Annotated in this window: 20 protein-coding genes; 10 read left to right on the top strand and 10 right to left on the bottom strand. The window is 72.3% G+C overall.

The genetic code is table 11. The features are described 5' to 3' along the window. Positions 1 to 3: 3 nt before the first annotated feature. From ctaC to NHH00_RS03200, 3 genes are read left to right on the top strand one after another with little or no spacing between them, the layout of a single operon-like run. Positions 4 to 924, top strand: a complete 921-nt coding sequence (gene ctaC / locus NHH00_RS03210) for an aa3-type cytochrome oxidase subunit II (RefSeq protein ID WP_253050061.1) — start codon at positions 4 to 6, stop codon at positions 922 to 924. Then, positions 924 to 2,747: an aa3-type cytochrome oxidase subunit I gene (ctaD, locus tag NHH00_RS03205; protein WP_253050058.1), complete on the top strand. Its 1,824-nt coding sequence runs from the start codon at positions 924 to 926 to the stop codon at positions 2,745 to 2,747. Before ctaC ends, ctaD begins: the two co-directional genes overlap by 1 nt. Next, positions 2,744 to 3,142 carry a cytochrome c oxidase subunit 4 gene (locus NHH00_RS03200; protein ID WP_047234280.1) on the top strand — a complete coding sequence of 133 codons (399 nt, stop codon included), beginning with the start codon at positions 2,744 to 2,746 and terminating at the stop codon, positions 3,140 to 3,142. The genes ctaD and NHH00_RS03200 overlap by 4 nt, the downstream gene beginning before the upstream one ends. Positions 3,143 to 3,386: 244 nt before the next feature. Here NHH00_RS03200 and NHH00_RS03195 read toward each other — a convergent pair whose 3' ends face one another. The 5 genes from NHH00_RS03195 to ctaE form a co-directional block, all read right to left on the bottom strand. Beyond that, positions 3,387 to 4,013, bottom strand: a complete 627-nt coding sequence (locus NHH00_RS03195; RefSeq protein WP_053369073.1) for a superoxide dismutase — start codon at positions 4,011 to 4,013, stop codon at positions 3,387 to 3,389. A gap of 191 nt (positions 4,014 to 4,204) precedes the next feature. Continuing rightward, a complete protein-coding gene (gene qcrB, locus NHH00_RS03190; RefSeq protein ID WP_253050055.1) occupies positions 4,205 to 5,968 on the bottom strand; it encodes a cytochrome bc1 complex cytochrome b subunit in 1,764 nt (587 codons plus the stop codon). Next, positions 5,965 to 7,026, bottom strand: coding sequence for a cytochrome bc1 complex Rieske iron-sulfur subunit (gene qcrA / locus NHH00_RS03185; protein ID WP_374614011.1), 1,062 nt, complete (start codon positions 7,024 to 7,026; stop codon positions 5,965 to 5,967). Before qcrA ends, qcrB begins: the two co-directional genes overlap by 4 nt. Beyond that, positions 7,023 to 7,802: a cytochrome bc1 complex diheme cytochrome c subunit gene (gene qcrC / locus NHH00_RS03180; protein WP_253050052.1), complete on the bottom strand. Its 780-nt coding sequence runs from the start codon at positions 7,800 to 7,802 to the stop codon at positions 7,023 to 7,025. Before qcrC ends, qcrA begins: the two co-directional genes overlap by 4 nt. A gap of 73 nt (positions 7,803 to 7,875) precedes the next feature. Beyond that, on the bottom strand, positions 7,876 to 8,526 hold the full coding sequence (gene ctaE / locus NHH00_RS03175; protein ID WP_087472315.1) for an aa3-type cytochrome oxidase subunit III: 651 nt from the start codon (positions 8,524 to 8,526) through the stop codon (positions 7,876 to 7,878). Positions 8,527 to 8,843: 317 nt separating this feature from the next. On the opposite strand from ctaE, the gene NHH00_RS03170 reads away from it, so the two are divergent. Next, the gene (locus NHH00_RS03170) at positions 8,844 to 9,281 is read left to right on the top strand and encodes a hypothetical protein (protein WP_253050049.1); all 438 of its coding nucleotides are present in this window, start codon (positions 8,844 to 8,846) and stop codon (positions 9,279 to 9,281) included. 33 nt (positions 9,282 to 9,314) lie between these two features. Further along, on the top strand, positions 9,315 to 10,412 hold the full coding sequence (gene trpD / locus NHH00_RS03165) for an anthranilate phosphoribosyltransferase (RefSeq protein ID WP_253050046.1): 1,098 nt from the start codon (positions 9,315 to 9,317) through the stop codon (positions 10,410 to 10,412). Between the two features lie 40 nt (positions 10,413 to 10,452). On the opposite strand, the gene NHH00_RS03160 is transcribed toward trpD, so the two are convergent. Both NHH00_RS03160 and NHH00_RS03155 read right to left on the bottom strand, forming a co-directional pair. Further along, positions 10,453 to 10,734 (bottom strand): Lrp/AsnC family transcriptional regulator, encoded by a 282-nt coding sequence (locus NHH00_RS03160; RefSeq protein ID WP_253050044.1) that lies wholly within the window; start codon positions 10,732 to 10,734, stop codon positions 10,453 to 10,455. Then, on the bottom strand, positions 10,728 to 12,572 hold the full coding sequence (locus tag NHH00_RS03155) for a DEDD exonuclease domain-containing protein (RefSeq protein ID WP_253050040.1): 1,845 nt from the start codon (positions 12,570 to 12,572) through the stop codon (positions 10,728 to 10,730). Before NHH00_RS03155 ends, NHH00_RS03160 begins: the two co-directional genes overlap by 7 nt. A gap of 107 nt (positions 12,573 to 12,679) precedes the next feature. Between NHH00_RS03155 and NHH00_RS03150 the strand changes: the two genes are divergently transcribed. After that, a complete protein-coding gene (locus tag NHH00_RS03150) occupies positions 12,680 to 14,125 on the top strand; it encodes an NYN domain-containing protein (protein ID WP_253050037.1) in 1,446 nt (481 codons plus the stop codon). A gap of 73 nt (positions 14,126 to 14,198) precedes the next feature. Here NHH00_RS03150 and NHH00_RS03145 read toward each other — a convergent pair whose 3' ends face one another. Beyond that, complete coding sequence (locus NHH00_RS03145; protein WP_253050034.1) at positions 14,199 to 16,016, bottom strand: AMP-dependent synthetase/ligase; 1,818 nt, start codon at positions 16,014 to 16,016, stop codon at positions 14,199 to 14,201. 260 nt (positions 16,017 to 16,276) lie between these two features. On the opposite strand from NHH00_RS03145, the gene NHH00_RS03140 reads away from it, so the two are divergent. Next, positions 16,277 to 17,224 (top strand): ROK family glucokinase, encoded by a 948-nt coding sequence (locus NHH00_RS03140; protein WP_253050031.1) that lies wholly within the window; start codon positions 16,277 to 16,279, stop codon positions 17,222 to 17,224. Positions 17,225 to 17,284: 60 nt separating this feature from the next. On the opposite strand, the gene NHH00_RS03135 is transcribed toward NHH00_RS03140, so the two are convergent. Continuing rightward, positions 17,285 to 17,911, bottom strand: a complete 627-nt coding sequence (locus NHH00_RS03135; RefSeq protein WP_253050028.1) for a hypothetical protein — start codon at positions 17,909 to 17,911, stop codon at positions 17,285 to 17,287. Positions 17,912 to 17,968: 57 nt separating this feature from the next. On the opposite strand from NHH00_RS03135, the gene NHH00_RS03130 reads away from it, so the two are divergent. The 3 genes from NHH00_RS03130 to NHH00_RS03120 all read left to right on the top strand — a co-directional run bounded on the left by NHH00_RS03130 (position 17,969) and on the right by NHH00_RS03120 (position 21,469). After that, positions 17,969 to 18,754, top strand: coding sequence for a lysophospholipid acyltransferase family protein (locus NHH00_RS03130; protein WP_253050025.1), 786 nt, complete (start codon positions 17,969 to 17,971; stop codon positions 18,752 to 18,754). 125 nt (positions 18,755 to 18,879) lie between these two features. Next, on the top strand, positions 18,880 to 20,106 hold the full coding sequence (locus NHH00_RS03125) for a pyrophosphate--fructose-6-phosphate 1-phosphotransferase (RefSeq protein ID WP_253050023.1): 1,227 nt from the start codon (positions 18,880 to 18,882) through the stop codon (positions 20,104 to 20,106). A 13-nt stretch (positions 20,107 to 20,119) separates the two neighbouring features. After that, positions 20,120 to 21,469: a class II 3-deoxy-7-phosphoheptulonate synthase gene (locus tag NHH00_RS03120; protein ID WP_253050020.1), complete on the top strand. Its 1,350-nt coding sequence runs from the start codon at positions 20,120 to 20,122 to the stop codon at positions 21,467 to 21,469. 82 nt (positions 21,470 to 21,551) lie between these two features. Here NHH00_RS03120 and NHH00_RS03115 read toward each other — a convergent pair whose 3' ends face one another. Next, positions 21,552 to 23,582 carry a Stk1 family PASTA domain-containing Ser/Thr kinase gene (locus NHH00_RS03115; protein ID WP_253050017.1) on the bottom strand — a complete coding sequence of 677 codons (2,031 nt, stop codon included), beginning with the start codon at positions 23,580 to 23,582 and terminating at the stop codon, positions 21,552 to 21,554. Positions 23,583 to 23,659: the final 77 nt, after the last annotated feature.

Below are 23,659 nucleotides of genomic sequence, written 5' to 3'. Positions count from 1 at the left end.
CCCTTGCACTCGCAACCCCCTAGCCGCACACGGCGCACCATCCTGCGGGCGACGGCCCTCGCCGTCGCCGTCGCTGCGGTGGCGTCCGGCTGCGCCAGCGACACGGTCCAGCGCGGGTTCCTGCCCGGTTACGAGGACGGGGAGGTGACCAACCAGACCGCCCGGATCACGTCGCTGTGGACCGGCTCGTGGATCGCCGCCCTCATCGTCGGCGTCATCACGTGGGGCCTCATGCTGTGGTGCGTCGCGGCGTACCGCAAGCGCAAGGACGACCACCGGCTCCCGGTCCAGACGCGGTACCACCTGCCGCTCGAGATCATGTACACGGCCGTGCCGATCATCATGGTCCTCGTCCTGTTCTTCTACACGGACCGCGACATGTCCGCGATCGTGGACAAGGACGTCGAGTCGGACATGACCGTCCAGGTCATCGGCAAGCAGTGGAGCTGGGACTTCAACTACGTGGACGAGGACGTCTACGAGACCGGCCAGCACCTCGCCGACGTCGGCGGCACCATGACCGTGGACGCGGAGATCGACGGCGCGCCCGGTACGTCGGAGGCGCTGCCCACGCTGTACCTGCCGGCGGGGGAGAGCATCCGCTTCGTCCTGGACTCGCGCGACGTGATCCACTCGTTCTGGATCCCGGCGTTCCTCTACAAGCTCGACATGATCCCCCACCGCACCAACGAGTTCGTGGTCACCCCGCAGCGCGAGGGCGTCTACGCCGGCAAGTGCGCCGAGCTCTGCGGCGAGCACCACTCCGGGATGCTGTTCAACGTCGAGATCGTCGACCGCGCCGAGTTCGACGCGCAGATGGAGGCGCTCCGCGAGAAGGGGCAGGAGGGCCAGATCCCGGTCGAGGGATTCAGCCGCCTCCAGGACCCGAACCCCGTCCCCGCTAGCACGGAGGGTGAGCACTGATGGTCGCGCAGGCCGAAGTCATCCCCGGTCTCGCCCCTCGGCGTCAGACCCTCGGTCGAACCGTGATCAAGTGGGTCACGTCCACCGACCACAAGACGATCGGGTACATGTACCTGATCACGTCGTTCATCTTCTTCTGCATCGGCGGCCTCATGGCCCTCGTGATCCGCGCGGAGCTCTTCGAGCCCGGGATCCAGATCGTGCAGAGCAAGGAGCAGTACAACCAGCTCTTCACGATGCACGGCACGATCATGCTGCTGCTGTTCGCGACCCCGCTGTTCGCCGGGTTCGCCAACGTCATCATGCCGCTGCAGATCGGTGCGCCGGACGTCGCGTTCCCGCGACTGAACATGTTCGCGTACTGGCTCTACCTCTTCGGCGGTCTCATCGCCTCGGCCGGCTTCTTCACGCCGCAGGGCGCGGCCTCGTTCGGGTGGTTCGCCTACGCGCCGCTGTCGAACACGACGTTCAGTCCAGGTCTCGGGGGAGACCTGTGGGTGTTCGGCCTCGCGCTCGCCGGCTTCGGCACGATCCTCGGTGCGGTCAACTTCATCACCACGATCATCACCATGCGCGCGCCCGGCATGACGATGTTCCGCATGCCGATCTTCACGTGGAACACGCTCATCACGAGCCTCCTCGTGCTCATGGCGTTCCCGCCGCTGGCCGCCGCGCTCTTCGCGCTCGGCGCCGACCGGCGCTTCGGTGCCCAGATCTTCAACCCCGAGAACGGGGGAGCGATCCTCTGGCAGCACCTGTTCTGGTTCTTCGGGCACCCTGAGGTGTACATCATCGCGCTGCCGTTCTTCGGCATCGTGTCCGAGATCTTCCCGGTCTTCGCCCGCAAGCCGATCTTCGGGTACAAGGGCCTCGTCTACGCGACGATCGCCATCGCGGCGCTGTCCGTCACGGTGTGGGCGCACCACATGTACGTGACCGGCGCGGTCCTGCTGCCGTTCTTCGCGTTCATGACGATGCTCATCGCTGTCCCGACCGGCGTGAAGTTCTTCAACTGGATCGGCACGCTGTGGCGAGGCAAGCTCACGTTCGAGACACCGATGCTGTGGTCGATCGGCTTCCTCGTGACCTTCCTCTTCGGCGGCCTGACGGGCGTCATCCTGTCGAGCCCGGCCATGGACTTCCACATCTCCGACTCGTACTTCGTGGTGGCGCACTTCCACTACGTCGTGTTCGGCACCGTGGTGTTCGCGATGTTCGCGGGCTTCTACTTCTGGTGGCCCAAGTTCACCGGCCGGATGCTCAACGAGCGCCTCGGCAAGCTGCACTTCTGGCTGCTGTTCATCGGCTTCCACATGACGTTCCTCATCCAGCACTGGCTGGGCGTCGAGGGCATGCCGCGCCGCTACGCGGACTACGCGCCGTCGGACGGCTTCACGTGGGAGAACCAGGTCTCGACGGTCGGGGCGTTCATCCTCGCCGCGTCGACGCTGCCCTTCCTCTGGAACGTCTACACGACCTGGCGCAACGCGCCCAAGGTCGAGGTCGACGACCCGTGGGGCTACGGCCGTTCGCTCGAGTGGGCGACGTCCAGCCCGCCCCCGCGCCACAACTTCACGTCGCTGCCGCGCATCCGCTCCGAGTCGCCCGCGTTCGACCTGCACCACCCCGAGGTCGCGGCGATGGACCACGCCGAGCCGAACCCGAACGTCCTCGAGCAGGTCTACGGCGAGGCGGACCGTCGCGGTGAGAAGAGCGTCGCGCTCGACCGCCTGAGCGGCTCGGAGGCCGCGAGCGACTCCACGACGACCACGATCGTCGACGAACCCCGCACGGGCACGACGGACGAGGAGGCCGGGAAGTGAAGGTCGAGTACAAGCTGTTCCTCTACGGGACGCCGTTCTTCATCGCCGCAGGGCTCGTCTACGGCTTCTGGAGCCACTGGGAGCCCGTCGGGTCGGTCGCCATCCTCCTGACCGGCGCGCTGGTCGCGATGATCGGTGCCTACCTCATGCTCACGGCGAAGCGCATCGACGCCCGCCCTGAGGACGACCCCGAGGGCCTCATCGAGCAGGGCGCCGGCGACCAGGGCGTGTACGCCCCGTGGAGCTGGTGGCCGCTCGCCATCGCCGGCTCGGCCGCGATCGTCTTCCTCGGCCTCGCCGTCGGCTGGTGGCTCGTCTACGTGGGGATCGCGCTCGCCGCGGTCGCCCTCGTCGGCTGGGTCTTCGAGTTCTCCCGCGGCCAGCACGCCCACTGATCGACCCGACGTCCTCGCGACGTCCGAACGGCCCGATCCCCGTCCGGGGACCGGGCCGTTCGTCTTTCGTCGACCGGCTCGACGACGTCGCGCGCCACCTCTTCGTGACGGCTGACTGAGCCGCCGCCCCCGTCAGGCTGTCGAACACGACATGAGGGTCGTTATCCATCGGATAACGACCCTCATGTCGTGTTCGCCGGCGGGCGGTGTCGTGTTCGCCCGCCGGGTGTCGTCTGGCGGGGCGTCAGGCGGGGACGATGAGCCCGGCGGTCTGGGTCTTGGCGCGCTGGAGGCGGGCCTCGGCGTCGGACCAGTTGACGAGGTTCCACCAGGCGGTGACGTAGTCGGCGCGCACGTTCTGGTAGTCGAGGTAGTAGGCGTGCTCCCAGACGTCGAGCAGGACGATCGGGGTGAGGCCGAGGGTGAGGTTGCCCTGCTGGTCGTAGAGCTGGACGGTGACGAGCTTGGAGCCGATGGAGTCCCAGGCGAGGATGGCCCAGCCCGAGCCCTGGACGCCGGCGGCGACGGCGGCGAACTGCTTCTTGAAGGCGTCGAAGGAGCCGAAGTGCTCGTCGATCGCGGCGCCGATCTCGCCGGTGGGCTCGCCGCCGCCCTCGGGGGAGAGGTTGGTCCAGAAGGCGGAGTGGTTGACGTGGCCGCCGAGGTTGAACGCGAGGTTCTTCTCGTGCAGGTTGATCGCGGCGAAGTCGCCGGTCTCGCGGGCCTCGGCGAGCTTCTCCAGGGCGGTGTTCGCGCCGGTGACGTAGGCCTGGTGGTGCTTGGAGTGGTGCAGCTCCATGATCCGCCCGGAGATGTGCGGCTCGAGCGCACCGTAGTCGTAGGACAGCTCGGGCAGGGTGTAGACGGGCATCCGGAGTACCTCCTGGTACCGGGCCGCAGGAAGGGGTCCGGCGGCCGCTGTGTGCGGTGGACTGGCGGTGCCTCGACAGCCTCAGGCGGGCGCGGCCGCCCGCGCCCGGGTGCCGAGACGACGATGACCCGCGACCTGTCCGCCTCGATGAGGGGACTGGTCGCGGGTCATCGTCCTACTGTGCAGGAACCTCAGCGTCGACGCTCGTCGGCGCCCTTCTCCGGCTCGACGAGGTCGCGCCCACCACCGACGGTCGCGGCACCGGCCTCGATCTGCTCGTGGCTCTCGCCCTCGAGTGCGTCGTGCTCGCCGTGCGAGTGCGCGGCCGCGAGCTCGGCGGGCGTCACGGGCTCGATCCGGTCCTCGTAGAAGAACCGCGACAGGCGCTGGAGACGCTTGTCCTTCTTGTAGCCCTTGCGGCGCACGCCGCGCGAGTCCGTCGCCGGCTCGATCTCGAGCGGCTCGTGGGCCTGGTAGTTGACCCGGAGCCAGCGCTCCTGCTCGTCGAGCGGACGGTGGACCTCGATGTACTCGCCATGCGCGAACCGCACGATCCGGCCCGTCTCGTGGCCGTGGAGCACGAGCTCGCGGTCCTTGCGCTGCAGGCCGAGGCAGATGCGCTTGGTGATCCAGAACGCGAACCACGGGCCGACGAAGAACAGGATCCGGAACGCCCACGTGATCGTGTTGATCGACATGTGGAAGTGCGTCGCGATGAGGTCGTTCGACCCGGCGAGCGCCAGGATGATGAACGCCGTGAGGAACGCGACACCCAGACCCGTGCGGACCGGGACGTTGCGCGGGCGGTCGAGGACGTGGTGCTCACGCTTGTCCTTCGTCACCGCGGCCTCGAGGAACGGGTAGACGAACAGGAACGTGAACAGCAGGCCCGGGACGACCACGGCCGGGATCAGGACGTTGAGGGGCACGGTGTAGTCGCCCCACGTCACGAACTCCGCCTGGCCGGGCATCAGTCGTAGCGAGCCCTCGAGGAAGAGCATGTACCAGTCGGGCTGGGCTCCCGCGGACACCGGTGACGGGTCGAACGGGCCGTAGTTCCAGACGTTGTTGATCGCCATCGTGCCGCCCATGAGGGCGAGGATGCCGAACACGACGAAGAAGAAGCCGCCGGCCTTGGCCACGTACACCGGGAACAGCGGGTAGCCGACCACGTTCGTGTCCGTGCGGCCGCCACCGGGGTACTGCGTGTGCTTGTGCAGCACGACGAAGAACAGGTGGAGCGCGACGAGCGCGAGGATCAGGCCCGGCACCAGCAGGATGTGCACCGTGAAGAGTCGGGGGATGATGTGCTCGCCCGGGAACTCGCCGCCGAAGATGAAGTACGAGAGGTACGACCCGATGAGGGGGATCGACTTCACGACGCCGTCGGTGATGCGCAGGCCGTTGCCGGACAGGACGTCGTCCGGGAGGGAGTAGCCCGAGAAGCCGGCGGCGAGGCCCATGATCATGAGCAGCATGCCCACGAGCCAGTTGACCTCGCGCGGCTTGCGGAAGGCGCCGGTGAAGAACACGCGCATCATGTGCGTGACGATCGCGGCGAGGAAGATGAGCGCGGCCCAGTGGTGGATCTGCCGCATGAGCAGACCGCCGCGCACCTCGAAGGACATGTGCAGCGTCGACGCGAACGCGTCCGACATGAGCACGCCGTTCATCGACGCCGGCTCGCCGTGGTACGTGACGAGCGACATGCTCGGCACGAAGAACATGGTCAGGAAGATGCCCGTGAGGATCAGGACGACGAACGAGTACAGGGCGATCTCGCCCAGGAGGAACGACCAGTGGTCGGGGAAGACCTTGCGCGCGAACTCCTTGACGGCGACGCCGATGCTCGTGCGCTGGTCCAGGTAGTCGGCGGCCTTGCCGGCGGGGGTCGTCGGCGCGGCTGCCTTCGGTGCGGCCGCCTTGGGTGCGGCGGTTCCGGTGCTGGTGGTCACTTCAGACGCTCCCAGAAGCTCGGGCCGATGGGCTCGTGGAAGTCGCTCTGGGCGACCAGGTAGCCCTCGTCATCAACGGTGATCGGCAGCTGCGGCAGGGGCCGCTTCGCGGGGCCGAAGACCACCTTCGCGCTGTCGGCCACGTCGAACGTCGACTGGTGGCACGGGCACAGCAGGTGGTGCGTCTGCTGCTCGTAGAGCGCCACGGGGCAGCCGACGTGCGTGCAGATCTTGGAGAACGCGACGATGCCGTCGTACGACCAGCTCTCTCCCGGAGGGGACTGCTCGGACACGATGTCGCGCGGGTCGAGACGGACCAGCAGGACGACGGCCTTGGCCTTCTCCGTGATCCACTCGTGGGACTGCATCTCCTCCTGGGAGGCCTCGGGGATGATGTGCACGACCGAGCCGATCGTCACGTCCGCCGCCTTGATGGGCCGACCCGAGGGGTCGATCGCGAGGCGCGTCCCGGGCTTCCAGAGCGTGTGCTTGAACTTCGAGACGTTCCAGTCGCCGCCGACGCTCCCGACGAGCGGGACGGCGATGGTGAGCGGGAACAGCGCGAGCGCGGAGATGACCGCGCCCTTGAGGACGCCGCGACGGGCGATGCCCGAGTCCTTGGCGCCGGCCTCGAGCTCGGCGATCGCGCCGGCGCGGGTCTCCGCGTCGCTCGCGATCGGGTGGCGCTCGTCGACCTTCTCGTGGTCGGACATGAGCACCTTCGCCCAGTGCACGGCACCGAGCCCGATGCCGAGCAGCGCGAAGGCGATGGCGACGCCGAGCGAGAGCGTCGACAGGCGCACGCCGGCCGTGGTCCCGTCCGGCGGGATGACGAAGTACACGACGAGCGCGGCGATCGTGCCGATCACCGAGATGCCGAAGAGCGTCGCGACCTGACGCTCGGCGCGCTTCGACGCCTTCGGGTCGCGGTCCGCCATGCGGCTCTTGTGCTCGGGCAGCCCCGGGTCCGGGAAGGTGTCGAGGGTGCCGTGCTCCTCGCGGTGCCCGACCTCGCGGTGCGAGGACTCGGGCGACCGGGGGTTCTGGTAGTCGCTCACGAGGACTTCGCTCCGATCCACACTGCGGCCCCGATGAGGAGGCCCATTCCGACGATCCAGGCCCACAGACCCTCGCTGACCGGGCCGAGCGAGCCGAGCGACAGGCCACCGGCCGAGCCCTCACGCTGGAACTCGAGGAACGCGATGACGTCGCGCTTCTCCTCGGGCGTGACGGTCGCGTCGTTGAAGACCGGCATCGACTGCGGGCCGGTGAGCATCGCCTGGTAGATGTTGCGCTCCGACGTCTCCCACAGCGGGGGCGCGAACTTGCCCTCCGAGAGCGCGCCGCCCGCGCCGACGGCGTTGTGGCACATCGCGCAGTTGGTGCGGAAGATCGCGGCACCGTTCGCGACGTCGCCGAGCGAGGCGTCGACCTGCTCGTCCGTCGGGATCGCCGGGCCGGCGCCGAGCGAGGCGACGTAGGCGGCGAGCTGCGCCGTCTGCTCCTCGTCGAACTGGCGAGGCTTCTGGATGGCCTGCGGACCGTCCATCTGCATGGGCATGCGGCCGGTGGACACCTGGAAGTCGACCGACGCCGCGCCGACGCCGACGAGCGACGGAGCCGTGTCCGAGCCCTCGGCGTTCGGGCCGTGGCACGTGGCGCAGTTGGCCTGGAACAGCTTCTGGCCGGTCTCGATGTCCTCGGTGCTGGCGGTCTCGGCGTTGGCCGGAGTCGGTGCAAAGGCGGCGTAGACGCCACCGGTGACCAGCAGCGCCAGCAGCAGCAGCACGACCGGCGCGAGGCGGTGGTGTCTGCGGGCGGCGAGTGCCTTCACGAAATGATCCTCGTCTCGCAGGTGGGGGAGCAGGGGGCGGATGGGCGGGCCGGGGCGGACCCCGGGCGGGTCGTCAGCGCAAGATGTAGATCACGAAGAACAGCGCGATCCACACGACGTCGACGAAGTGCCAGTAGTAGGACGTCACGATGGCCGTCGTGGCCTCGTGGTGCCCGAAGTTCTTGGCCGAGAACGAGCGGCCGAGAAGGAACAGGAAGGCGATCAGGCCACCGACGACGTGGAGGCCGTGGAAGCCGGTCGTGATGTAGAAGACGGAGCCGTAGGGCGTCGAGGAGATCGAGACGCCGTGCTCGACGAGCTCGGCGTACTCGAAGATCTGACCACCGATGAAGAACGCACCCATGAGGAACGTGAGCGTCATCCACTCGTTCATCCCCCAGCGGTTCACCTGGAAGATCGAGCCGGTGCGCACGGGCTGGAAGCGCTCGGCGGCCCACACGCCCATCTGGCACGTCACCGACGACAGCACCAGGACGGTCGTGTTGATCGCCGCGAAGGTCAGGTTGAGCTTGTCCGCTTGCAGGGCCCACTCGTCGGCGGGCATCACGGCGCGGACCGTGAAGTACATGGCGAAGAGGCCGGCGAAGAACATGAGCTCGCTGGCCAGCCACACGATCGTCCCGACCGAGACGGGGTTCGGTCGGTTGACGCTCACGTGCTGATGGGCGTGGGGGGCAGCCGTTGCGGTCGACACAGGAGCCATTATGGCCGACGAACGGCCGGTCTGCGGCACGCAGACGGCCGCCCGGAGGCGGTGAATCTCACAATGTCTCCAGATCTTCCCACGGAGACCTGCACTTGGTGACGGATCGCTGCTAAGTGCCATGAAACTGGCATGCGCCCGAGGGTGGCCAGGGCCCTTGGTCCCGGGCCCCGCGCCGGTCGGCGTCGGTACCGCGCGAGGGGGTGCTGCGATCCGCTCCGACGTGCCAAGATGCCAGTCGGGACGTGCGCGCCGCGGTGCCGTGGCGCGCCTTCCCCGACCACCCTGAGGGAACCACGAAGGCGACGGTGACGACGATGACGACGACCGTGACGACGACGCACGGGGACACGAGCGTGACCCCGCGCGCGCCGCGCATCCTCCTCTACAGCGACGACGTGACGGTGCGCGAGCAGGTGCGCCTCGCCGTGGGGCGGCGGCTGGGTGCGGGTCAGCCGGACATCGAGTGGCTCGAGGTCGCGACGCCGGCGGCGGTCGTGACCGCGGCGGACGCGGGCGGCTGGGACCTGCTCGTCCTCGACGGGGAGGCCGACAAGGCCGGCGGCATGGGCCTGTGCCGGCAGCTCAAGAACGAGGTCTACCGCTGCCCGCCGGTCCTGGTCCTCACCGGCAGGCCGCAGGACGGTTGGCTAGCATCGTGGTCGCTCGCCGACGACGCGGTGCCCCGGCCGTTCGACGCGGTCGCCCTCCAGCGCGCCGTCGCCGACCTGCTGCGTGCCGCCGGCACGCGGTAGCCGACAGGAGACCGACCAGCCGAAGGGCCGCCCGTGACCGCCACCCCGCACCCCGCCGCCTCGACCACGAGCGACTCGACGGGCACGGGGCTCACGTGGCCCGGCCTGCTGACCGAGCTCGTCGCGGGGCACGACCTCGACGCCGACTCCACCGCGTGGGCGATGGACCAGGTGATGTCGGGCGAGGTGTCGCCCGTGCGCCTCGCGAGCTTCCTCGTGGCGCTGCGCGCGAAGGGCGAGACGGTCGCCGAGCTGACCGGTCTCGCCGACGCGATGCTGGCCCACGCCAGCCGGTTCGCCGTGGACGGTCCGGCGGTCGACATCGTCGGCACGGGCGGCGACCGCGCGCACACGGTCAACATCTCGACCATGGCGTCGCTCGTCATCGCGGGCGCGGGCGTGCGGGTCGTCAAGCACGGCAACCGCGCCGCGACCTCGTCGTCGGGCGCCGCGGACGTGCTCGAGGAGCTCGGCATCCGGCTCGACCACGGGCCGGAGCGGGTGGCCCGCATCGTGCAGGAGGCGGGGATCACGTTCTGCTTCGCGATGGTCTTCCACCCGTCCATGCGGCACGCGGGCGTCGCGCGCAAGGAGCTCGGCATCCCGACGGCGTTCAACGTCCTCGGCCCGCTGACGAATCCTGCGCAACCCCGTGCGGCCGCCATCGGTGTCGCGGACGCGCGCATGGCGCCGCTCATCGCCGGGGTGCTGGCGGGGCGGGGGACCTCGGCGCTCGTGTTCCGCGGCGACGACGGGCTCGACGAGCTCGCGGCGACGGGCGGGGCGACCGTCTGGGAGGTGCGCGACGGCGTCGTGACCGAGCAGCGGCTCGACCCGGTCGCCGACCTGGGCCTCGCGCCGGTGACGATCGCCGAGCTGCGCGGTGGCGAGGCGGCGCACAACGCCGAGGTCGCGCGGCGTTTCCTGGCGGGCGAGGCAGGCCCGGTGCGCGAGACCGTGCTGCTCAACGCGGCCGCCGGTCTCGTCGCGGACGGCACGCTGCCCGGGACCGCGCAGGGGACGCTCGCCGAGCGGCTCCGCGCCGCCTACGAGATCGCCGCGCGCAGCGTGGACACGGGTGCCGCCCGCGACGTCCTCGCGCGCTGGGCCGAGGCCGCGGCGCGGGACTGATCCCGCGGCGGCAGGCCGGCCGGCGGCGCCAGGCGGCCCGTCAGTCGTCGAGGCCGAGCGCGAACGCCTGCTCGAGGTCGACGTTCGAGTAGGCGCGGAACGCGATGAACGTCTCCGTGCGCACGACCCCGGGGACCTTGCTGATGCGGTCCGCGATGACGTCGGCGAGCTGGTCGTGCTCCTCGACGCGCACCATCGCGACCAGGTCCGCCTTGCCCGTGACCGAGTAGACCTCGCTGACGCCGCGAAGGTCCGCGACCTCCGACGCGACCTCGGGGATACGGTCGGGCGCGGTGTCGATCAGGACGATGGCGGTCAGCATGGTTCCTCCGGGGTCGGGTCGTCGACTGGCGACCACTCTACGGTCACGGCGGGCGCCGCGTGCGTCAGGTCGGGGCGGTCGACCGGGTCGGCGTGGCGTGCGACGTCACGGGCCGTGGCGGCGAGGTCCACGTGGGACCCCGCGGACCGGACCGGGCACGTCCACGGGCCGGTGACGTCGACGATCCGCACGCCCGGCTCCTGGAGCCACGACAGCAGGATCTCGGCCTCGTGGGGGTGGCTCGCCGGGGCGGGCGGTACGGGCGGTGCGACCGTCTCCGCCGTCGCGACGAGCGCGTGCACGAGGGGCCACGGGTCCGCGCCGGGCTCGCTCACCCCGGTCGCGGCGAGGCGCGCGTGCCGCACCACGACGATCTCCCACCCGCCCGCGTCCGTCGCGCGGGCGGCGACGAGCTCGGCGCACGCCGCGAGCGGGGCGAGCCGCTGGGCGCGCGCGGCGCCCGCGAGGAAGGCCCGCAGCCGGTGCGTGAGCTCTCCCGCCTGCTCGAACCGCTCGTCGCGCGAGAGCGCGACGATCCGGCGCCCGAGCTCCGCGACGACGTGGGACGGGTCTGACTCGAACGCCTCCCGCACGCCTCCGGCGACGGCCGCGTAGCCGGTGTCGCGCTCGGCGGTCGTGCACGGGGCCGAGCAGCGTCCCATCTCGGCGAGGACGCACGCCGTGGCCCCCGGCGAGGCGACGACGGGGAGCCGGCGCGTGCACTGGCGCAGCGGGAACGCGTCGTGGAGGGCGTCGACGGCGGCCTGGGCCTGGTGCTTGGACGCGAACGGCCCGATGTGGGCGGCCGGGGCCCTCACGTCGCGCACGACGGACAGGCGCGGGTAGGTCTCGTCCGTGAGCCGGACCCAGGTCATGCGCTCGGGGTGGCGCGACCTCCGGTTGTAGCGCGGCGCGTGCTCCGCGATGAGGCGCAGCTCGCGCACCTGCGCCTCGAGCGGGGTCGCGCACACGACCGGGGTGACGGCGTGCGCGACCCGCACCATCTCGGTGATGCGGCTGCGCTTCTCCGAGCGGGTGAAGTACGACCGGACGCGGCGCCGGATGGACGTCGACGTGCCGACGTAGAGGACCTCGTCCCCGGGCCCGCGGAAGAGGTAGACGCCCGGCGCGTCCGGGAGGCCGTCCGCGAGGTGCCGCTTGCGCCGGACGTCCTGCGGGACCGGGTCCGTCGCGCCCGCCAGGTCCTCGAGGTGGGTGACGCCCAGGGGCCCGAGCCGCGCGAGGAGCGCGTGCAGCACGTCCACCGTGGCGCGCGCGTCGGCGAGCGCGCGGTGCTCGGGCGTCACCGTGGCCCGGAACAGCGCGGCGAGGGTCGCGAGCTTGTGGTTCGGTGCCTCGTCGCGCGTCACGACGCGGCGCGCGAGCGGGACGGTGTCGAGCACCTGGTTCCCGGGCCACTCGTAGCCCGCGGCCCGGCACGCGGCCTTGAGGAACGAGATGTCGAACGGCGCGTTGTGCGCGACGAGCACGGCGCCGCGGGCGAACTCCAGGAAGCTCGGCAGCACGGCCTCGATGCGCGGCGCCGTCGCGACCATGGCCGACGTGATCCCCGTGAGCCGGGCGACGAAGGCGGGGACGGGCACGCCCGGGTCGACGAGCGTCTGGAACTCGCCGAGCACCTCGCCGCCGCGCACCTTCACGGCGCCGATCTCCGTGATGCCGGCACCCGCGGGCGACCCGCCCGTCGTCTCCAGGTCGACGACGACGAACGTCACGTCGCGCAGCGGCGTCCCGAGGTCGTCGAGCGTGGGCTGGACGGGCACGCCCCGCGGCACGGACCCCTCGCGGGAGGAGGCGAGGAGGGGACCGGACGACATGGCGGCGAGGCTAGCGACGGCCACCGACACGATCCGTCGTGTCCCGCGGCCACGCCCTCGGCACGGCATAGGGTGGGTGCACGGGAATCGGGACGATCGGGGACGAAATGTCCGCGGAGCTCCCGACGGCGGAGACGCAGGAGGCGGGGATGGTGGCCGAGAGGTCGGACGAGGGGGGACCCGACGGCGACGTCCCGCCGGCGGTGCGCGCGCTGCTCGTCGAGGCCGCCGCGGACGTGCTCGGCACGCTCGACCCGGTCCTCGTCCCCGTGGCCCTGCAACGGGTCAAGGCCTTCGCCCCACGCCGGCGCGCGTCGGCCGGGGCGGTGCCGTTGTGGCGCGCCCTGGTCGACGACGCCGGGTTCCGGCACGCGGTCGCCGCCGCCTGGTCGCGCGAGCACGGGAGCGGGACGGGCGCACCGCAGGAGGTCCCGGCCCCCGACGGCCCGGGGTCGCCCGAGGCCGGTGCGGCGGCAGCGGCCGACGACGTCGTCGCGGCACCGGGGGACGCGGAGGCCACCGCGCCAGCCGTCGTCCGCGAGCGCGCCGCCGGCGCCTTCCTGCTGCGCCCGGACGGCTGGGAGGCGGCCGTGGAGCGCGCCCGCGCGCTCGACACGACGCTGCGGACCGAGCGCTCGGAGCGCAGCGAGGTCGCCCGGTTGCGTCGCGACCGCGACCGGCTGGCCGCACAGGTCGAGGAGCTCCGCGCGCAGGCTCGTGACGCCGCGGCCCGCGCCGACGCGGCGACGGCCGAGCTCGCGGGCGCGCGTCGCGCCGAGCGACGGCTGCGGGCGGACGCCGACCGGGCGCGCGCCGAGGCCCGGGCGGCCCTCGAGGCGGCGTCGGCCGAGCGCGCGGAGGCGGAGGGGGCGCTGCGCGACGCGCGCGAGGAGCGCCGCGCAGCGGGCGTCGAGCTCGCCCGGGCGCGCGCGGAGCGGGACGAGGCGCGTCGGGCGCGGACGTCGGCGGCCGACGTCGCGACGGCACGCGCGCGGCTCCTGCTCGACACGGTGGTCGAGGCGGCGTCCGGGCTGCGGCGCGAGCTCGCGCTGGGGCCCGCCACGACGACCCCGGCCGACGACGTCGCCGCCGCCCTGCCGGGCGCGACCGCGCGGCCGAGGCCCGGGTCGCGCGGTCGGGCCGCCGACGACCCGGCGCTGCTCGGCGACCTCCTGTCGGTCCCGCGCACCCACCTCGTCGTCGACGGCTACAACGTGACCAAGACCGGCTTCGGGGAGCTCACGCTCGCCGAGCAGCGCGACCGGCTCCTCAGCGGGCTCCTGCGCGTCGCGGCCGGGGGAACCGAGGTCACGGTCTGCTTCGACGGCGCGGACACCGCCGCCCGACCCGTGCACGCCCCGCGGGGCGTGCGCGTGCTGTTCTCGTCGGGCGAGATCGCCGACGACCTCATCCGGCGACTGGTCGCCGCGGAGCCCGCGGGACGGCCCGTCGTCGTCGTGACGAGCGACCGTGCCGTGTCGGACGACGTGCAGGCGATGGGCGCCGTGTGCGTCCCGGCGCAGGCGCTCCTGGCGCGGCTCGCGCGCCGCTGACGCGGGGCACCGCACGGCCCTCCCGGCGGGTGTGCCGAGGAGGGCCGTGCGGGTGGTCCCGGAGTGCGCGACGTCAGCGGACCGGGGCCGGCCCGTCCACGTAGATCGCCTCGACGTCCGCCGCGAAGTCCTTGAGCACCTCGCTCCGCTTCACCTTGAGCGACGGCGTGAGGTAGCCGTTCTCGACCGTGAAGTCGGTGGTGAGCACGGTGAACTTGCGGATCGACTCGGCGCGCGACACCGCCTGGTTGGCGCGCGTGACGGCGGCGTCGAGCGCGGCGAGGACGTCGGGGTCCTTGGCCGCGTCCTCGATCGACATCGGCTCCTTGCCGTGCATGCTCGCCCAGCCCGGAAGGCCCTCGGGGTCGAGGGTGACGAGCGCGCCGATGAACGGCTTCTGGTCGCCGACGACGACGCACTGCGAGACGAGCGCGTGGGCGCGGATGCGGTCCTCGAGGACGGCGGGCGCGACGTTCTTGCCTCCCGCGGTCACGATGATCTCCTTCTTGCGCCCGGTGATGCGCAGGAAGCCGTCCTCGTCGAGCGAGCCGAGGTCGCCCGTGCGGAACCACCCGTCGACGAACGCGTCGGCCGTGGCCTGCTCGTTGTTGTGGTAGCCGCGGAAGATGTGGTCGCCCTTCAGCAGGATCTCGCCGTCCTCGGCGATGCGCGCCCCACAGCCCGGGAGCTGCTCGCCGACCGTGCCGATCTTCGTGGTCGCGGGGCGGTTGACGCACGTCGGCGCCGTCGACTCGGTGAGCCCGTAGCCCTCGAGGATGCGCACGCCGATGCCGCGATAGAAGTGCCCCAGCCGCTCGCCGAGCGGCGCGCCGCCGGACACCGCGTACTTCGCGCGGCCCCCGAGCGCGTGGCGCAGCTTCTTGAACACGAGCGCGTCGGCGACCTTGTGCTGCAGGCGCAGCCCGACGCCGGGGCCCGACGGCTCGTCCAGGGCGCGCGAGTACGCGATCGCCGTGGCCGCCGCCCAGTGGAAGATCTTGAGCTTGCCGCCCGCCGCGGCCTTCTGCTCGGACGAGTTGTAGACCTTCTCGAACACGCGCGGCACCGAGAGGATGTACGTCGGCTTGAAGGTGCCGAGGTCGTCGAGCAGCGTCTTGGTGTCCGGCGTGTGGCCCAGGACCGTCCCGCCGGCCACGACCAGCACGCCGATGAACCGCGCGAACACGTGGGCGAGCGGCATGAACAGCAGCGTGCGACCGCCCGGCTCGCCGAACACCTCCGGCACCGCGGCCACCGCGTTCACGGTGAGCGAGTAGAAGTTCTGGTGCGTGAGCTCGGCGCCCTTGGGGCGCCCGGTCGTGCCCGACGTGTAGATGATCGTCGCGACGTCGGCGAGGTTCGCCAGGCCGCGGCGCCGCGCGATCTCGGCGTCCTCGACGGCGGCCCCGTCGGCCCTCAGGGTCGCGACGGCGCCCGAGTCGATGACGAGGACGTCACCGAGCGCGGGGACCTGGTCGCGCACCTCGCCGACGGTCGCCGCGTGCGCCTCCGTCTCGACGACGAGCAGCCGGACGTCGGCGTCCGACAGGATCCACTGGACCTGCTCCGCGCTCGACGTCTCGTACAGCGGCACCGGCACCGCGCCGGCCGCCCACGTGGCCCAGTCCAGGAGCGTCCACTCGTAGCGCGTGCGGGACATGATGCCCACGTGGTCGCCCGGCTGGATCCCGCGCGCGACGAGCCCCTTCGCCACGGCGACGACCTCGGCGTCGAAGTCCCGTGCGCTGAGCGCCTGCCACGTGCCGTCGGCGCCGGCGCGGCGCTCGACCAGCGGCGCGGCCGGGTCGGCCGCGACCCGGCTCGCGAGCAGGTCGTTGAGGTTCTTCGAGGGATCGACTTCGACGATCCGTGGGGCGCTGATCTCGTCCATGCTGGCTCCAGTGGCAGTAGTCGACGGTGGGAGAACCCTACCCAGTGGTGGTGTGTGCCCGGGACCTGCCGATGTCGGTAGGCTTCAGGTGCTGTGCGCTGCTTGCGCAACGTTTCGCGCGGGCGCGGAGTTCCGGCGGGACGACCCGGGCGCGGGGTCGCGAGCCGTGGTCGTGCGTCGCCCGTCGACGGGCAGCACCTGCAGCGTGAGGCTTCCAGCCAGCGGTTAGTCAGCGGTTACCGAGCGAGTGAGGACGGGACATGCACGCCATCGGTGTGGACATCGGCGGGACGAAGATCGCGGCCGGGGTCGTCGACGAGAAGGGCGAGATCCTCGTCCAGACGCGCCGCGACACCGAGCCCGACGACGTCGCGAGCATCGACCGCGCCATCGCCGACGTGTATGCCGAGCTGACCGCCGAGCACGAGGTCGGCGCGATGGGCCTCGCCGCGGCGGGCTTCGTCAGCCCCGACCGGACGTCGGTGCTGTTCGCCCCGAACATCGCATGGCGCGAGTACCCGCTCGCGCGCAACGTGCGCGAGCTCATCGGCGGCACCGACGTGCCGATCGTCGTCGAGAACGACGCCAACGCGGCGGGCTGGGCGGAGTTCCAGTTCGGCGTCGCGCGCGACGCGACCGACATGCTCATGCTCACGGTCGGCACCGGGCTCGGGGGCGCGATCGTCGTCGACCGCGAGCTCGTGCGCGGCAAGTGGGGCGTCGCGGCCGAGGTCGGGCACATGCGCGTCGTGCCGGGCGGCCACTACTGCGGCTGCGGCCACGAGGGCTGCTGGGAGCAGTACGCGTCGGGCCGCGCCCTGGTGCGCGACGGGCAGAACGCGCTCATCGCCCAGCCCGACCGCGCGACCCGGCTCCTGGAGATCTGCGGCGGCGACCCCGAGAAGCTCAACGGCCCTCAGATCACGCAGGCCGCCCAGGAGGGCGACGACCTGGCGGTCGAGCTGCTCGCGAACCTCGGGCGCTGGATCGGCGAGGGCGCGGCCTCGGTGACGGCGCTGCTCGACCCGGAGCTCATCGTCATCGGCGGCGGTGTCGGCGCGGCCGGCGACCTGCTGCTCCAGCCCGTGCGTCGCGCGTTCGCGGACCAGCTCTCCGCGCGCGGGCACCGTCCCGAGGCGCGCATCGAGCTCGCCGAGCACGGCAACGAGGCGGGCATCGTCGGCGCGGCGGACCTCGCCCGTCGCTGATCGGCCTCGACGGGCCGACCGGGACGGGCAGCGCGACCAGGTGCGGGCGGGGCCCGGGCGTCAGACGACGGCGCCCGGGCCCTCGTCGTCGTCCTCGCGGCGGTGCGGCATGCGCCAGAGGAGGATCGCGAGCCCGGCGAGGAACGCCCCGCCGCCCACCTGCGCGACGATCACCGGGTACGGGCGCACGACGACGAGCACGACCAGGAGCAGGATCGGCACGCCGACGACCAGGGCCCACGCCATGGTGAGGAGGGGGTCGCGGCCGAGGACGAGAGGCGGGTCCGGCGGCACGAAGTGGCTCTCGGCCTCCTCGAGGTCCTCGACCTCCGGCGTCGTCGGCCAGTCGCGGGGGCCGCTGGTGCGGACCCAGGGCGCGACCGGCACGGAGCCGAGCACGTCGCGGCCCTCGCGGGCCGCGGGCGACGGGCCGTCGGCGGGGCTGCCGCCGTCGTCGGGTCCGCGCGCCGCGTCGTGGTCGAGATCGGACAGGTCGGAGAGCTCGGCCACGATGCCGGCCCACTGCGCGTCGACGTCGAGCGCCGCCTCGCCCCGTGCGTCGTCCTGCCGGGCAGCCTCGTCGTCCGGCTCGGCGGGGTGCTCAGGACCCCGCGACGCGTCGTCGGGCGTGGGGTCGGGTCCGTCGTCGGGCTGCGGGGAGTCCGGCTGGGCGTTCGGTGCGGCCATAGGAATCACTCTAGAGTCGGATGCACGTCCCGCGCCGGGACCCCGCGAGGAGGAACGTTGTTCTACTGGTTCATGAAGCAGGTGATGGTCGGCCCGATCCTGCGGGTCCTGTACCGTCCCTGGACGCGGGGCGTCGAGCACGTGCCGGACGAGGGCGGTGCGATCCTCGCGAGCAACCACCTCGCGGTGATCGACTCGTTCATCCTGCCGCTCGTCCTCGACCGCAAGGTCCAGTTCCTCGGCAAGTCCGACTACTTCACCGGGACGGGGATCAAGGGCCGCCTGACGGCCGGGTTCATGCGCGGGGTCGGGACGATCCCGGTCGACCGGTCGGGCGGCAAGGCGAGCGAGGCCGCGCTCGAGACCGGCCTGCGCGTCCTGCGCGAGGGCGACCTGTTCGGCATCTACCCCGAGGGGACGCGCAGCCCCGACGGACGGTTGTACCGCGGCAAGACCGGCGTCGCGCGCCTCGCGCTCGAGTCGGGGGCCCCCGTGGTCCCGGTCGCGATGGTGGGCACGAACATCGCCCAGCCGATCGGCAAGGTCATCCCCAAGCCCATGCGCATCGGGGTCGTCGTCGGTGAGCCGCTCGACTTCTCGCGCTACCGCGGCATGGAGAACGACCGCTTCATCCTGCGCGCCGTCGCCGACGAGATCCAGTACGCGATCATGCGGCTGTCCGGCCAGGAGTACGTCGACATCTACGCCGCGACGGCCAAGGCGCGCCTCGCCGCGGGGCACACCGAGTCCGAGGAGGCGGGCGGGGCGCCCGGCGGGCGTCCGGCTCCCGACGTCCAGGTCCCGGAACCGCCGCCGGAGCCCGGCGCGGCGTCAGTAGACTGAGCGACGGCCGGTCGCGCTTCGCTCACGGTGCCCCTCGTGGGGCACGTGCCCGCCGCCGTCGCCGCCACCCCGCCGGACCGCGTCCGTCCGGCCAGGATCCGTCCTACGAGAGGTTCTGAGTTCACATGTCGGTTCGTCGCGTCGCCCTCCTCACCGCGGGCGGTTTCGCCCCGTGCCTGTCCTCCGCCGTCGGGGGCCTCATCGAGCGGTACACGGAGCTCGACCCGGAGATCGAGATCATCGCCTACCAGTACGGCTACCACGGCCTGCTGACGGGCACGAAGATCGTCGTGGACGAGGAGGGTCGCAAGCAGGCGGGCATCCTGCACCGCTTCGGCGGCTCGCCGATCGGCAACTCGCGCGTCAAGCTGACGAACGCGGCCGACTGCGTCAAGCGCGGCCTGGTCCAGGAAGGCCAGGACCCGCTGCAGGTCGCGGCGGAGCAGCTCAAGGCGGACGGCGTCGACGTCCTGCACACCATCGGTGGCGACGACACGAACACGACCGCGGCCGACCTCGCCGCGTACCTGCACGACAACGGCTACGAGCTCACCGTCGTGGGCCTGCCCAAGACGATCGACAACGACGTGATCCCGATCCGTCAGTCGCTCGGTGCGTGGACCGCCGCCGAGGAGGCCGCGGGCTTCGCCGCCAACGTCATCGGCGAGCACCGCTCCGGCCCGCGCATGCTCATCGTGCACGAGGTCATGGGCCGCCACTGCGGGTGGCTCACCGCCGCGTCGGCGGCCGAGTACCGCAAGTGGCTCGACGCGCAGGAGTGGGCCCCGGCCCTCGGCCTGACGCGCGAGCGCTGGGACGTGCACGCGGTCTTCCTGCCGGAGCTCGCGCTCGACATCGACGCCGAGGCCGAGCGTCTCAAGGCGATCATGGACGAGCAGGGCAACGTCAACATCTTCCTGTCCGAGGGCGCCGGCATGCACGAGATCGTCGCGCAGCTCGAGGCGGCCGGCGAGGAGGTCCAGCGCGACCCCTTCGGCCACGTCAAGCTCGACACCGTCAACCCCGGCCAGTGGTTCGCCAAGCAGTTCGCCGAGAAGCTGGGCGCCGAGAAGGTCATGGTGCAGAAGTCCGGCTACTTCTCGCGCGCCGCGGCCGCGAACGCCGAGGACCTGCGCCTCATCAAGTCGATGACCGACCTCGCGGTCGAGTGCGCGCTGCGCGGCGAGTCGGGCGTCATCGGGCACGACGAGGAGAACGGCGACCGCCTGCGCGCGATCGAGTTCCCGCGCATCGCGGGCGGCAAGGCCTTCGACGTCACGCAGCAGTGGTTCGGCGAGCTGCTCGAGGGCATCGGCCAGCCGCTCGTCGCCGCGGCTCCCGCCGCGCACTGATCCGAGGAGCGGGATGACCACCACGAGCGAGCCGGGGACCGACGCCGGGCTCGACCACTTCCGCACGCTCGTCGCGCTCCAGCAGCCGACGTGGCCGGACGAGGCGGCGCTCGACGCCGTCCGGGACCGGCTGGCGGCCTCCGCGCCGCTCGTGGTGCCCGCCGCGGCCGACACGCTGCGCTCCCGCCTGGCCGCGGCCGGGCGGGGCGAGGCGTTCCTCCTGCAGGGGGGCGACTGCGCCGAGACGTTCGCCGAGGCGAACGCGGACCGCATCCGCAACAAGATCCGCACCATCCTCCAGATGGCGGTCATCCTCACGCACGGCGCGAGCATGCCCGTCGTGAAGATGGGTCGGATGGCCGGGCAGTACGCGAAGCCGCGCAGCTCCGACACGGAGACGCGCGACGGCGTGACGCTGCCCGCCTACCGCGGCGACATGATCAACGGCCACGCCTTCACGCCCGAGGCGCGCGTGCCCGACCCGGAGCGCCTCGTCCAGGCGTACCAGATCTCGTCGGCGACGTGGAACGTCGTGCGGGCCTTCACGACCGGTGGGTTCGCCGACCTGCGCCAGGTCCACGAGTGGAACCGCGGCTTCATGCGCAACCCCGCCTACGCGCGCTACGAGCGGACGGCGTCCGAGATCGACCGCGCGATCCGCTTCATGGACGCGTGCGGCGCCGACTTCGACGCCCTGCGCACGGTCGAGTTCTTCGTCAGCCACGAGGCCCTCGTCCTCGACTACGAGCGCGCGCTCACGCGCCGCGACACGCGCACGGGCGACGCGTACGACACGTCGGCCCACTTCCTGTGGATCGGCGAGCGCACGCGCCAGCTCGACGGCGCGCACGTCGACTTCCTGTCGCGCGTCGCGAACCCCATCGGGGTCAAGCTCGGCCCGACGACGACGCCCGACGTCGCGCTCGAGCTCGCCCGGCGTCTCAACCCCGACGACGTCGAGGGTCGCCTGACCTTCGTCACGCGCATGGGCGCGGGCAACATCCGAGACGCGCTCCCGCCGCTCGTCGAGGCCGTCGCGCGCGCGGGCGTGCACGTCACGTGGGTCACGGACCCCATGCACGGCAACACCATCACGTCCGCGAGCGGCTACAAGACGCGCCGGTTCGACGACGTGCTCGACGAGGTGCGCGGCTTCTTTGAGGTGCACCGCGCCGCGGGGACCGTGCCGGGCGGGCTGCACGTCGAGCTCACGGGCGACGACGTGACCGAGGTGCTGGGCGGCAGCGAGGAGATCGACGACGCGGGGCTCGCCCTGCGCTACGAGACCCTCGTCGACCCGCGCCTCAACCACCAGCAGTCGCTGGAGATGGCGTTCCAGGTCGCGGAGATGCTCCGCCGCTGAGCGGCACGACTCGCGCGCCGAGCACGTGGCTGTGGCCCGTCCCGACGTCGGGACGGGCCACAGCCATGCTCGGGAGTCGACGTCAGAAGACGTTGATGACGATCGTCGAGCCCTTCGGGGCGGTGCGGCCGTCGCCGCCCGGAGGGTCCTGGGCGTAGACGATGTTGAGAGGGCTGATGCCCTGCGGGTGCCGGACCTCGACCGTGAACCCCGCGTCGGTGAGCGCCTTCTCGGCGGCCTTGACGTTCATCGAGTAGGTGTTGGGCACCTCGACGAGCGGCGGCCCGAGCGACACGACGACGTTCACCGTGTCCGTCCGGTGCGCGTCGGTGCCCTGCTCGGGGTCCTGGCGGATCACGAGGCCCGCGGCGACGGCCTCCGAGTACTCCTCGGTGACCGCGGGCACGAGGCCCTGGTCCTCCAGGGCCTGGACCGCGGCGTCCTTCGGGGAGCCCGTGACCTGCGGCACGACGACGGGCGCGGGGCCGGACGAGACGGTGAGCACCACCGGCACGTCGTGCCGGATCGTGGCGCCCTCCTCGATGATGTTGCCGTCGGGGTCCTTCACGGCCATGACCTGGCCCGACGGCACCTCGTCGTGCGGCGTGAGGACGGGGTCGCCGAGCGTCAGGTCGGCGCCCTCGATCGCGGCGGTCGCCTCCTCCTGCGTCGCGCCCACGAGGCCGGTCGGCACCGTGAGCATCCGCACGCCCTTCGACACGACGAGCTGCACGCTGCCGTCCTTGCGCACGTCCTCGCCGGACGCCGGGTCGGTCGCCACGACGGCGCCCTCCGGCACGGCGTCGTCGTAGCGCTCCTCGACCGTGTGGTCGAGGCCCGCCCCGTCGAGGATCGCGGCGGCCTCGGTCCGGGACGCCTCGACGAGCCCGCCGGGGACCTGCGTGTACGCGCCGGGCCCGGAGGAGAACCACCAGGCCGCGCCGCCGCCGGCCCCCGCGAGGACGAGCAGGACGACGAGCGACCAGACGAACGCCCGGCCTCGCCCGCGGCGTCGCGCCGTGACCGGGGGAGCGGGAGGTGGCGGCGGGCCCGGCCGCGTCGTCGGGGCGACGACGTGCCCGACGGCGAGCGGCTCGGTGAGGCCGGCGGCCTCGCGGTCCTGCAGGCTGAGCGCGGCGAGGGGCGCGGTCGCCGCGGACCGGTGCTCCGTCGTCGGGCCGGACCCGGGGGCCTCGGCCGGGGGGCCGTCGACGGCAGAGCCCGCGGGCGGGTCGACGCGCCGCTCGAGGTCGGCCGGGTCGAGCGCCGCGCGGGTCGAGCGCACGAGCGCGAGCGCGGCGCCGGCGTCGGCCGGGCGGTCGGCGGGGTCGCGCGCGGCGAGGGCGCACAGCAGGTCGTCGACCTCGGGCGGGATCCACGGGGCGACGTCCGAGGGCGGCGGCACGTCGTTGTTGACGTGCTGGAACGCGACCTGGATGGGAGTCGTGCCGGTGTGCGGGACCGTGCCCAGCAGCATCTCGTACGCGAGGATGCCCACGGCGTAGACGTCGGTCCGTGCGTCGCACGCGCCCGTCGCGATGAGCTCGGGGGAGAGGTAGGCGACGGTCCCGAGGATGGTGCCGGTCGTCGTCGCCGTGACCTCGTTGACCGCGCGCGCGAGCCCGAAGTCGGTGACCTTGAGCCGGCCCTCGGTGTCGACGAGCACGTTCTCCGGCTTGATGTCGCGGTGCACGAGACCGGCGCGGTGGGCGGCGGCGAGCGCGTCGAGGACGTCCTCGAGCACGTCGAGCGTGCGGCCCAGCGGCAGCGTGCGCTCCGCGAGCATCGCGCGGCGCAGGTTCGAGCCCGCCACGTACTCCATCGTGAGGTAGCTCGTGTCGCCGTCGAGCCCCTGGTCGTACACGGCGACGAGCCCCGGGTGCGTGAGGCGGGCCGCCGCGCGCGCCTCGCGGCGGAAGCGCGAGACGAAGTCGGCGCCGGACGCGCCCTCGGCGAGGTGGGCGTGCATGACCTTGAGCGCGACCTCGCGTTCGAGCCGGCGGTCGACGGCCAGGTACACCGTCGCCATGCCGCCTCGCGCGATGCGCGAGACGACCTCGTACCGCCCGTCGACCAGGCGGCCGACGAGGGGATCGGTCGTCACGGTGGCCACGGGAGAGAGTCTAGGTGGCCCGACGTCGCGATCCGGTGAGCGCGGGCGCGCACGGCGTGGGTGTCGTGTGGAGGCAC

Source organism: Cellulosimicrobium cellulans (assembly GCF_024124905.1).
GTDB lineage: Bacteria > Actinomycetota > Actinomycetes > Actinomycetales > Cellulomonadaceae > Cellulosimicrobium > Cellulosimicrobium cellulans_G.
Note: the sequence above shows the minus strand (reverse complement) of the source record. Positions and strands in the feature narration are given on the sequence as shown.

Coding starts and splice junctions, on each gene's coding strand:
- NHH00_RS03195 (WP_053369073.1), bottom strand. CDS start 4,013: ATGCCCGTCTACACCCTGCCCGAGCTGTCCTACGACTACGGTGCGCTC.
- NHH00_RS03125 (WP_253050023.1), top strand. CDS start 18,880: ATGTCGGTTCGTCGCGTCGCCCTCCTCACCGCGGGCGGTTTCGCCCCG.
- ctaD (WP_253050058.1), top strand. CDS start 924: ATGGTCGCGCAGGCCGAAGTCATCCCCGGTCTCGCCCCTCGGCGTCAG.
- NHH00_RS03170 (WP_253050049.1), top strand. CDS start 8,844: ATGACGACGACCGTGACGACGACGCACGGGGACACGAGCGTGACCCCG.
- NHH00_RS03135 (WP_253050028.1), bottom strand. CDS start 17,911: ATGGCCGCACCGAACGCCCAGCCGGACTCCCCGCAGCCCGACGACGGA.
- NHH00_RS03120 (WP_253050020.1), top strand. CDS start 20,120: ATGACCACCACGAGCGAGCCGGGGACCGACGCCGGGCTCGACCACTTC.
- NHH00_RS03160 (WP_253050044.1), bottom strand. CDS start 10,734: ATGCTGACCGCCATCGTCCTGATCGACACCGCGCCCGACCGTATCCCC.
- ctaE (WP_087472315.1), bottom strand. CDS start 8,526: ATGGCTCCTGTGTCGACCGCAACGGCTGCCCCCCACGCCCATCAGCAC.
- NHH00_RS03155 (WP_253050040.1), bottom strand. CDS start 12,572: ATGTCGTCCGGTCCCCTCCTCGCCTCCTCCCGCGAGGGGTCCGTGCCG.
- NHH00_RS03150 (WP_253050037.1), top strand. CDS start 12,680: ATGTCCGCGGAGCTCCCGACGGCGGAGACGCAGGAGGCGGGGATGGTG.
- NHH00_RS03145 (WP_253050034.1), bottom strand. CDS start 16,016: ATGGACGAGATCAGCGCCCCACGGATCGTCGAAGTCGATCCCTCGAAG.
- NHH00_RS03140 (WP_253050031.1), top strand. CDS start 16,277: ATGCACGCCATCGGTGTGGACATCGGCGGGACGAAGATCGCGGCCGGG.